Below are 9,641 nucleotides of genomic sequence, written 5' to 3'. Positions count from 1 at the left end.
GGAACGCACGGTGCAGGATTTCACCCCTCTGACCTGCGATTTTGCACCTGACTGAAAAGCGGAAGGTCGCCGGTTCGATCCCGGCCCTGGCCACCTTCACTTGTTGGCGAGCCCTGTTCACGGAGAGCGTGAGCCGGGCTCGTTTCGTTATGTGCTCAATTCCTGTTCTACGGGTCTGCGTCGCCCGACTTTCTCGCTTGGTGGTTTCCTTCGTCCGCGCGGGCGGACGGCTGATCGTCGTCCGGTGTGGCGTTGCTCTCTGCTCGCTGACCGCTCGATTAGATCTGGCGAATCGAGCGGTCGCGCATCGGGGTTCGGGACTACGCGGTTGGTTGTAGGGCGCGGGTAGGCTGGCGCGGCCATGTGGATCCTTCTCCTCGCGCTCGCTGGGTTCGCCTTCCTCGACTCGCTCGACCTGCTACTGATCGGCGTCACCGCGGCGGTGGTCTACGACAGCAGATTGAGCCGTCGCTCGCCGCTGGTGAGCGGTTTGAGCTTGCTGGCGGGCGTCTTCGCCGTCACCACCGCCTTCGGCATCTGCACGATCCTGGGGATCGGTTTTCTGACCGATCTGTTCGACTTCGAGATCACGCCGACGGTGCGGTATTGGGGAGAACTCCTCGCGGGGGTGGTGCTGATCGCTCTCGCGTGTATTCGAATGGCCGGTACGGCGACCCCGGAACGGGCGAGCGCGCTACGACGGCAACCGTGGGTGCTCGCCGGCCTCGGCGTGGCGATCGGCATCGCACAGGCGCCGACCGCGGTTCCCTATCTGGCCGGACTCGCGATGATCTCCGCACGGAATCCGCTCCCGACGTTGTGGCCGCTGATCGTGGTCGCGTATTGCGCGTTGGCATTGCTGCCGCCGCTGGTGATACTCGGCCTGGCGATGCGGCGTACGACCGGCGCGCGGCGGATGTATCGGAAAATCGTTCGCATTATCAGCTCGTACGGACCTGCTTCGGTGCGCGTACTCTTCGCGATCTTCGGTGTGGTCGTCCTGTGCCACGCGCTCATCCATTACCGAAGCCTCTGGCCGTGAATTGCCGAGTCCGGGCAACGGATGGCGAACGGAAAAGCGATTGAGCGGTGGTGTTCGGTGGGATGCTGGAGGTATGGCTGAGCGCTGGTATTACTGCTTGAAGCACAATCGGGCCGAGCAAGGGCGGCAGTGCTGGTTCCGCGACCGGATGGGGCCGTACCCGGACAAAGCGACGGCCGAGCGCGCGCTGGAGATCGCGCACGCGCGCAACGAGCGGGAAGATGCCCGGGATCGGGCCTGGCGGGACGGGGAGTGACGCGCCCAGGGTGTTCCCCCGGGCGGTGAAGTTGATCTTGGGCCGCAGGTCGAGGGCTCGGACCGCGTCACACCGGGTGCGGCCGCTCAGGTCGCGATCAGGTGTATCGAGTACGGTTCTCCAGAACTCGACGAATGCTCGGAGGTCCTGGCGTGGGCTGCGAGCGGAAACCAGGATCAGCAGGGAGGGCGACCCTTGAGGGTTACCGTTGTTGTGCCGACCTACAACGAGCGGGAAAATCTGCCGGTTGCGGTGGAGCGGCTGACCGCGCTGCCGGTGCCCGACCTGCACGTACTCGTGGTGGACGACAGCTCGCCGGACGGCACCGGCGAGGTGGCCGACAAGCTCGCCGCCGAACTGCCGAACGTGGTCGGTGTGCTGCACCGTACCGAGAAGGACGGACTCGGCCGGGCATACGTCGCGGGCATCACTCGGGCGCTGGACGAGGGCGCGGACGTCGTGATCCAGATGGACGCCGACCTGTCGCACCCCGCCGAAGTCATCCCGGCCATGCTGGAGAAGCTCTCCGGCACGGACGCCGGCGTCGTGCTGGGTTCGCGTTACGTTCCCGGCGGCTCGACCGCCGCGGAATGGAAGTGGTACCGCAAGGCGCTCTCGGCCTGGGCCAATTTCTACGTGAACCTCATCCTGCGCTTGGGCGTCAAGGACGCCACCGCGGGCTTCAAGGCGTGGAAGGCCGACACCCTGCGCGCCATCGACGTGGCCTCCATCCGCAGCAACGGGTATTCGTTCCAGGTCGAGATGAACTACCGGACCATCAAGAAGGGGATCGCGATCGCCGAGGTCCCCATCCGATTCGAGGAGCGGACGCTCGGCGCGTCCAAGATGAGCCTGAAGGTGCAGCTCGAGTCGGCGCTCATGCCGTGGAAGCTGCTGTTCGGCCGCGCGGTCTGAGTTACGGCCAACCGGTCCGGTTCGTCGGCGGCTCAGGCGGTCAACGGCTGACCGAGCGGCTGTGCATCGCCTCCAGCCCAGTCACGAGCACCGACCGCACGGGCGAGGGGAGACGCACAGACCAGGTCGATGTCCGGCGTGATAGCCGCCGCAGGCTGCGTCGCACCGATCACCCGCGCCGCTCACAGCACGTCGGTCCGCAGCTAGGGACAGCATCGCGGCCGAAGCGGGGCGACAACACGACCGGCGGCCGTCGTGGCGCGACGCCGTGCCGATCAGTGCGGCCAATTCAGTAGCGTGTCTACGAACAGCTGGCGGACCCGGGCCACGTTGTCGTCCAAATCACCCGGCTCCCATGCGCTGACGTCGATGGGGTCGAGTATCGCCACGTCGACTGTTCCCGGCCGGGCGACCATCGCGTTGCGCCAGCAGATCTCGCCCGCGTTCCGGATGACGACCGGGATCACCGGCACGCCCGCCTGCATGGCGATGTGGAATGCGCCCTTCTTGAACGGCCCGACTTCGGGGGTGTAGGAACGGGTGCCTTCCGGAGCCACCGCGACCGACAAGCCACCGCGCAGGGTCTCCACCACCGGCCGCAGCGCCGCCTTGGCCTGAGCGGTATTCGCCCGGTCGATGAACGTCACGCCGACGAAGCGCATGAGCGGCCCGAAGACCGGATTCTTGGTCAGTTCCTTCTTGCCGATCGCGGTCACGCCGCCGCCGAGCACTTCGGGCACGATGATGATGTCGAACTGGCTCTGATGGTTGAACAGGAAGACCGCGGGCCGCGGCGATCTCGCGTGCTCGCGGCCGGTGACCCGCACGCGCACGCCCGCGATGCGCAGCGTGTTGCGCGCCGCGTGCGCCATCAGCGCGTCGGCCATCCGCTGCCGGTCCTGGGTGGGCGCTTTCGACGCGACGCCGAACAGCGCGCCCCCGAGCAGCCCGGCGAATCCCGCGGCGGTGCGTACGTAATCGCTCGCACGCGGCGCGCGGCGCGGCCGGAACGTCAACGTGGCCCAGTGTTGCCGGTCGGCGGCGCCGCTGAGCGCGTCGTCGGCGTTCACCGCCACCGGATGCCCTACCAGCGACAGCGTGGGCAGGTCGGCGATCGAGTCGGCGTAGGCGTAGCTGTGCTCGAGATCCACTCGGTGCGCGGCGGCGAAGGTAGCCACAGCCTCGGCTTTGCCGTTGTGCCACAGCGTCTTCCCATCGGGATAGCCGGTGAGCACACCGCCGCTGGTGGCCATCGGCGTGTACAGCACGTGCTCGATGCCCAATTGTGCCGCCGCCGGCGCCACCTGGAATCGGGTCAGTGAGCTGACCAGCACGATGGTGTGCCCGGCTGCTCGGTGGGTGCGGATCAGTTCCCAAGCTTCGGGATACAGGTACCCGTAGACGGTGCGCTGGAACAGGCGTCTGCCCACCTCGTCCAGCTCCTGTTCGGAGCGTCCGGCCAGCGCCTCGGACAACTCGCGCAGGAACCGGCTGTATTCGCCGTCGGTCATGTGATCGCGGATGCCGCCGAGCAGCACATCGGCGGGCTTGCGGCGCAGCCGGCGGGATTTCGGGGCGTCGATGACCGTACCGCCGAAATCGAAGATCGCGGCGACCGCGCTGCCTTGCGGACCGGAGCGGATGGCGGCGAGCGCGGCGTCGAGGTCGGCGCGCGCGTCGGTCACCGCGCCTCCCGATTGGATGGATCCAGCGTGGCGGCCTGCGCGATGCGGGCGCCGATGGTGCGCAGGCGCTCGGCGAATTCGTTCCTTCGCCCGACCAACTCGGCGCGGCGCTCCTCCGGCTCGTCGTCGGAGACCGTCTCCAGCAGGCCGTAGTTGTCGGCGAGCTTCAGCGCGCTGGTGAACAGCTCGGTCGAGACCGACTCCGGGCTGTGCAACCGCTGCTGCAGCATCATCTGCTTGCCGACCGCCACGCATTCGGTGATGAACTCCTTGCGGTCGATCTCGTCGCCCGCATCCCGGGCGGCCAGCCGTTCGGCCACCACCAACTGCGCGTCGACGAACGAGCGCAGCACGCGGTGGGCCATGGTGAACCCGGAGGCGGTGAGCTTCGCCAGGATGTCCGAGCTGAGGGTGTCGCTGCGGGTATGGCTGTACCAGTCCGGATCGACCAGCAGCATTTCCGCGACCATCTGATCGGCGAACTCGCCGCGATCGGGGAAGAAGAACTCGAACTTCAAGAGGTCGCGCAGCCGGAATGCCTCGTCCCACCCTGTCTTCAGGGCGTCGGCGTCACCGTTGTCGACCCCGGCCAGGATGGACAGCTCGAGGATGGCGCGGTTGACGAACCAGTGCACGGCGCTGTTGCGGTAGAAGGCGGCCTCGAGATGCGCGCCGGGCTCGATCGAGTACACCGGCTCGACCCCGCCGCGATACACCGTGACCACCTTGGCCAGCGAAAGCTGTTCCAGCACGACGGCCAGGCCCTGTGCGTCGCGCAGCGCGTCGAGTTCGCCGCCCGGCAGCTCACGCTTGTCGATATAGCCGAGCACCGGGTTGAGCACCGTGCGCACCTCGCCGAGGGTGAGGGCGCGCCCGTCCACGCCAAGCAGAGCCAGGGTGACCAGCGCGCTGACGGTGATCGGGGTGACCGCGTTGATGCCGACCGCGACTTCGAATGCCAACCGCTGCACGGCCTTTCGTTCCAGTTCGGCGATTTCCGGCGGCTCGCTGTCGACGACCCCGGCTTCCGTGCGCGGCGCCGGAATCGGCTCGGTATGGTGCAGGGGGATGGTCAGCGGCGGCGCGGTGAGCGGGTCGCCATGTGCGGCAAGACGATCGCGGGCCGACAGCGGCTCCCCGAAGCGGACGTACACGTGCCCGGCGGAGTGCTGCTGGCTGCGGATGTAGCGCGCCAGCCAGGTCAGGCCCTCCGGTTTCTTCTTGCCGCCCTCCTGCTCGGTGGCGATGGCGCCGAGCTCGTTGAGCCGCTCGTAGGTGATCGAGACCGGAACCAGCATGACGTCGTCGATGCGGTTGGAACGGACCGCCGCGGCGAGGTAGTTCAGCAAGCCGTAGCGCGGGGGCCGCAGCTTGCCGGTGCGGGTGCGGCCGCCCTCGAAGTACCACTCCAGGTTGAAGCGCTTGGCCAGCAGGTAGGCGAAGTACTCCTCGACGACGGCCTTGTAGACCTCGTCGTCGCCGAAACTGCGCCGGATGAACACCGTTCCGGTGCGCCGGGCGATCGGGCCCATCGGCCAGAAGCTGAGGTTCGCGCCGCCGATCACGTGGTTCGGTGGGAAGTCGTTGCGGGCCAGCACGTCTCCCAGTACGAACGCGTCGACGTACGAGCGGTGCGAAGGCAGGAACACCAGCGGAAAGCGGCGGTTCAGGTCGCGCAAGCCGGTCAGGCCGGACTCGTCGAAGTCCACATTCCAGGTCGAAGCGTGCACCGGGCGCATGGCCTGGGTGAACAGGTCGGAAACCAGCCTGCTCTGGGCGGCGACGAGTTCGTTGAGCGCTTTCTCCGCGCGCCGGTACACCTCGTGCGGGCTCGCCCCGATCTGGTCGGCGATGACTTCCAGCCTGCGCAGGAAGTCGGGTGAGTCGAGGATCTCCTCCGCGACCAGCTTGGGCACCTTGTACCGGTCGCCGATGATGGTGCGCTCGGCGCGTTCCAGCGCCACCACCGCCGCACGCACGATCGCGCGGGCGAACGGTTCGGCGGTGCCCTTGTCGTAGAGCGCCGAAGCCTCCGGATTGTTCACGCGCAACTCGCTGAGCCGGGCCGGCGCGCCGGTCAGCACGACGTGCCGGTCCGGTGACTTGGACACCAGCTTGCGCTGTGCCAGCCGATTGGGCTTGCGCGGGTTGGTCAGCAGGGCGAGATCGCCGAAGGTGACGCGGCGTACGCCGTCACGTTCCTGCGGCAGCCACAACACGCGGATCGGCACCACCAGCGGATCGTCGCGCCTGCCGACCAGCCGTGCGGCGACGGCGCCCGCGTCCAGGTCCAGCTGGGTGACCGGGGCGTCGGTACCGAACTCGGCGCTGATCCCGCCGTCCGCGAGCCACTTGCCGACTAGTTCGCGTTCCACCCCGGAGGCGGCGTCGATCAGGGCCACCACCGATCGCGGTGTGGTCCCGGGCCGGACTGTCGCGGGTGAATCGCCGCGGTGATCGATCATCGATGTTCTTCCCTCCGCAGGTGGCGCTTCCCACTATTCAATCTCGGCGGGTCTGTTCCGCGCAGGCAGTCGGCGCAGCGAGTTCGTGTGCAGGCGCCGACGACGTGAACGGCGCAAGCCCGGACGAAAGACTCGACAGGCGCGAACCATCCAGCTCGAAGCGATTTCTCGGCGGCCGCGTTGTGGCCGCGAGCACACCGGCACGATGAAGAGGTAATGCTAACCTTACCTCTACAAGTTAGGCCAGGGTTACCTTTGGAGGATCGTTGTCGACCACGGAACGCCTGCGGGTTGAGTATGTGACCGATCCGGCGGCAGCGATGTCCCGGCTGGCGGGGGCGGATCGGTTCGGCGAGTACGTGATGTACGAGCGTCCGGGGGAATGGGTGTTCGCCGCCGATCCGCTCGGCAGTGTCGAACTGGATGTGCGAGAGTTGCGCGTCACCTGGCAAGGGGCGGCCACGACCAGCCGGTGGGAAGGCAATCCGGCGGCGGTGATCGATCGCGCGCTCGGCGCGCTGCCCCTCGACGGGCGGAATGCCTACGGCTGGATCGGATTCGAGTTCTGCGCGTGGGCGCTCGACGCCACGGAGCACCTCGACCCGCGCACCGCATTGGCGCACCTGATGGTTCCCCGCATCGAGGTCAGGGTGGGCGAATTCGGCGTCCGGGTATCGGGTGCGACGCCGTCGGAGATCGCGGACATTCACGAGCTGATCGCGCGGTCGCAGAACACCGAACTGCCGCAGGCGCATCCGGCCGACATCCGCATCGACCCCACCGGCTACCGGGACCGGGTGGCCGAGGCGGTCGGCGAGATCCGGGCCGGGCGTTATCAGAAGGTCATCCTGTCCAGGAAAGTCGATCTGCCGTTCGCCGTGGATGTTCCGGCGACCTATCGGCTCGGGCGCGCGCACAACACTCCGGCACGGTCGTTCCTGCTGCGGCTCGGCGGCCTGGAAGCGGCGGGCTTCAGTCCGGAACTGGTCGCGTCGGTGGACGACGATCGGGTGGTGACGACCGAGCCGCTGGCGGGCACCCGCGCGTTCGGCCGCGGCGCCGCGGCCGATCTCGCCGCCAGGGCCGAACTCGTCACCGATCCGAAAGAGATCGTGGAACACGCCATTTCGGTGCAGACCTCGTTCGCGGAGATCACGGCGGTCGCCGATCCCGGCACCCCCGCGGTGTCGGACTTCATGGCCGTGCGTGAGCGTGGCAGCGTGCAGCATCTGGCGTCCACAGTGCGCGGGCGGCTGGCCGCGCACCGGTCCAGCTGGGACGCGCTCGAGGTGCTGTTCCCGTCGGTGACCGCCTCGGGAATCCCCAAGCGGGAGGGCGTCGACTCGGTGTTCCGGCTCGATCACGACCCGCGCGGGCTGTACTCCGGCGCGGTGGTGACCGTTGCGCCGACCGGTGCGCTGGAGGCGACCCTGGTGCTGCGCGCGGTGTACCAGAACGCGGAGGGAGCCTGGTTGCGCGCGGGCGCGGGCATCGTCGGTCAGTCCCGGCCGGACCGTGAGTTCGAGGAGACCTGCGAGAAGCTCGGCAGCATCGCGCCTTACGTCGTCAAGGCGTAAGGCGGTACGGACAGCGCGCCGGTGGGTGCGCTGCCCGTCGATCTAGGACTCGGCGCGCAGCGCCTTCTTGTCGATCTTGCCGACCGCGGTGATCGGCAGTTTGTCGCTGCGGCGCAGCACGTCCGGCAGCTTGTAGGTGGCCAGCCCGCGCGCGGTGAGGAAGGACTTGATCTCGGCCAGCGTGGGCATCTCACCATCCACGACCAAGACGGCGCAGACCTTTTCGCCCAGCACCGCGTCGGGCAGCCCGACGGCGGCGGCATGCCGGACCGCGGGATGGGCGAGCAGATGTTCCTCGAGTTCGTCGCAGGACACGTTCTCGCCGCCGCGATTGATCACGTCCTTGATCCGGCCGGACACCACCAGATGCCCGCTGGGCAGGCGGCGGACCAGATCTCCGCTGCGATAGAAGCCGTCCGGTGTGAACGCGCGTGCGTTGTGCTCGGCCGCTCGGTAGTAGCCGCGGATCGTGTACGGCCCCCTGGTCAGCAACTCGCCCTCCACGCCGGGCGCCACATCGTTGCCGTCGCCGTCCACCACGCGGATCTCGTCGGCGGGTGAGAGCGGACGACCCTGGGTGGTGTGCAGCAGTTCGGCCGGATCGTCCAGCCGGGTGTAGTTGATCAGGCCCTCGGCCATGCCGAACACCTGTTGCAGGGTCGCGCCGAGCGCCGGGGTCACTTCTTTGGCGTTGACCTCGGCCAGTCGTGCGCCCCCCACCTGGAGCAGGCGCAGCGAACTCAGGTCGGCCTCTTCCCATTCGGTGGCCGCGCACCAGAGTTGGGCCAGCGGCGGCACGACGGCGGTCACCGTGACCCGGTGCCGCTCGATCGCGGCGAACGCGCTTTCCGGACTGGGGTCGCCGACGAAGGCGACCGCGCCGCCCACCCCGACGGTGCCGAAGATGCCGGGGCAGGCCAGCGGAAAGTTGTGCGCGGCGGGCAGTGTCGCGAGATAGACGTCCTGCTCGGTCAACGCGCACACCTCGGCGCTCGTGGTGGCGTTGTAGACATAGTCGTCGTGCGTGCGTGCGATGAGCTTCGGCAGGCCGGTGGTTCCGCCGGAGACCAGCATCAGGGCGATATCGCCCGGATCGATCTCGGGCAGTTCGCCGCCGTCGCGCGGTACCGAGGTGAGGTCGGTGAACGGCCCCGGCTCGCCGAGCACCAGGACGTGGCGCAGTGACGGCACCGCGTCCCGCACGGTCGAGGCCAGTTCGCGATAGTCGAAATCGCCTGCCCGGTCGGCGACGATGTAGCCGACCGCGTCGGAAAGCCGCGCCAGATGCTCGATTTCGGCTCGACGATGCGCGGGCAGGCTCAAGACGGGGATGATTCCGGCGCGCAGCAGGCCGAACAACACGGTCATGAACTCGGGCACATTAGGTAGCTGGACGACCACGCGGTCGCCGGGAGCAATGCCGAGCGCGAGCAGCCCGTGGGCCATCCGGTCCGCGGCGGCGTCGATGTCGGCGTAACTGTGCGAGCCCTCCGCATCGAGGAGCGCGGGGCGCTGAGGATACCGGTGTGCGCTCGCGCGCAGCAGATCGCCGAGCGGGCGCCCGGCCCAGAAGCCCGCGGCTCGGTACTGCGCGGCCGCGTCGGCGGGGAAAGGTACGTAGCCGTCGCGATGCGCGGACCCGGTCGGTGTGGAAGTCACGTCTGCCTCACAAATCAAGCAAAGGTTTCCTTGTATAGGTTA

General features: G+C 68.2%; 7 protein-coding genes. 4 read left to right on the top strand and 3 right to left on the bottom strand.

Annotated elements, in window-relative coordinates; all coding sequences use genetic code 11:
* Positions 1-361 precede the first annotated feature (361 nt).
* The 3 genes from ABZW96_RS15560 to ABZW96_RS15550 all read left to right on the top strand — a co-directional run bounded on the left by ABZW96_RS15560 (position 362) and on the right by ABZW96_RS15550 (position 2,213).
* Entirely contained in the window at positions 362-1,042 is a 681-nt protein-coding gene (locus ABZW96_RS15560) for a GAP family protein (RefSeq protein WP_355075018.1), read from the top strand.
* Positions 1,043-1,115: 73 nt separating this feature from the next.
* Positions 1,116-1,298, top strand: a complete 183-nt coding sequence (locus ABZW96_RS15555) for a hypothetical protein (protein ID WP_355075016.1) — start codon at positions 1,116-1,118, stop codon at positions 1,296-1,298.
* Between the two features lie 195 nt (positions 1,299-1,493).
* Positions 1,494-2,213 (top strand): polyprenol monophosphomannose synthase, encoded by a 720-nt coding sequence (locus tag ABZW96_RS15550; RefSeq protein WP_228827674.1) that lies wholly within the window; start codon positions 1,494-1,496, stop codon positions 2,211-2,213.
* A gap of 275 nt (positions 2,214-2,488) precedes the next feature.
* Here the strand turns inward: ABZW96_RS15550 and ABZW96_RS15545 are convergent, their stop codons facing one another.
* Together ABZW96_RS15545 and ABZW96_RS15540 are read right to left on the bottom strand one after the other, a co-directional pair.
* Entirely contained in the window at positions 2,489-3,898 is a 1,410-nt protein-coding gene (locus ABZW96_RS15545) for an HAD-IB family hydrolase (RefSeq protein ID WP_355075014.1), read from the bottom strand.
* Complete coding sequence (locus tag ABZW96_RS15540) at positions 3,895-6,363, bottom strand: glycerol-3-phosphate 1-O-acyltransferase (protein ID WP_355075012.1); 2,469 nt, start codon at positions 6,361-6,363, stop codon at positions 3,895-3,897. Before ABZW96_RS15540 ends, ABZW96_RS15545 begins: the two co-directional genes overlap by 4 nt.
* A gap of 266 nt (positions 6,364-6,629) precedes the next feature.
* Between ABZW96_RS15540 and nbtS the strand changes: the two genes are divergently transcribed.
* Entirely contained in the window at positions 6,630-7,940 is a 1,311-nt protein-coding gene (gene nbtS / locus ABZW96_RS15535; RefSeq protein WP_355075010.1) for a nocobactin biosynthesis salicylate synthase NbtS, read from the top strand.
* A gap of 42 nt (positions 7,941-7,982) precedes the next feature.
* On the opposite strand, the gene ABZW96_RS15530 is transcribed toward nbtS, so the two are convergent.
* On the bottom strand, positions 7,983-9,599 hold the full coding sequence (locus ABZW96_RS15530; RefSeq protein ID WP_355075008.1) for an AMP-binding protein: 1,617 nt from the start codon (positions 9,597-9,599) through the stop codon (positions 7,983-7,985).
* Positions 9,600-9,641 lie beyond the last annotated feature (42 nt).

The organism is Nocardia sp. NPDC004168, assembly GCF_040610355.1.
Classification (GTDB): domain Bacteria; phylum Actinomycetota; class Actinomycetes; order Mycobacteriales; family Mycobacteriaceae; genus Nocardia; species Nocardia sichangensis.
The sequence above is the reverse complement of the archived record's forward strand: the minus strand, read 5'-3'. Positions and strand labels throughout refer to the sequence as shown.

Coding starts and splice junctions, on each gene's coding strand:
- ABZW96_RS15560 (WP_355075018.1), top strand. CDS start 362: ATGTGGATCCTTCTCCTCGCGCTCGCTGGGTTCGCCTTCCTCGACTCG.
- ABZW96_RS15555 (WP_355075016.1), top strand. CDS start 1,116: ATGGCTGAGCGCTGGTATTACTGCTTGAAGCACAATCGGGCCGAGCAA.
- ABZW96_RS15540 (WP_355075012.1), bottom strand. CDS start 6,363: ATGATCGATCACCGCGGCGATTCACCCGCGACAGTCCGGCCCGGGACC.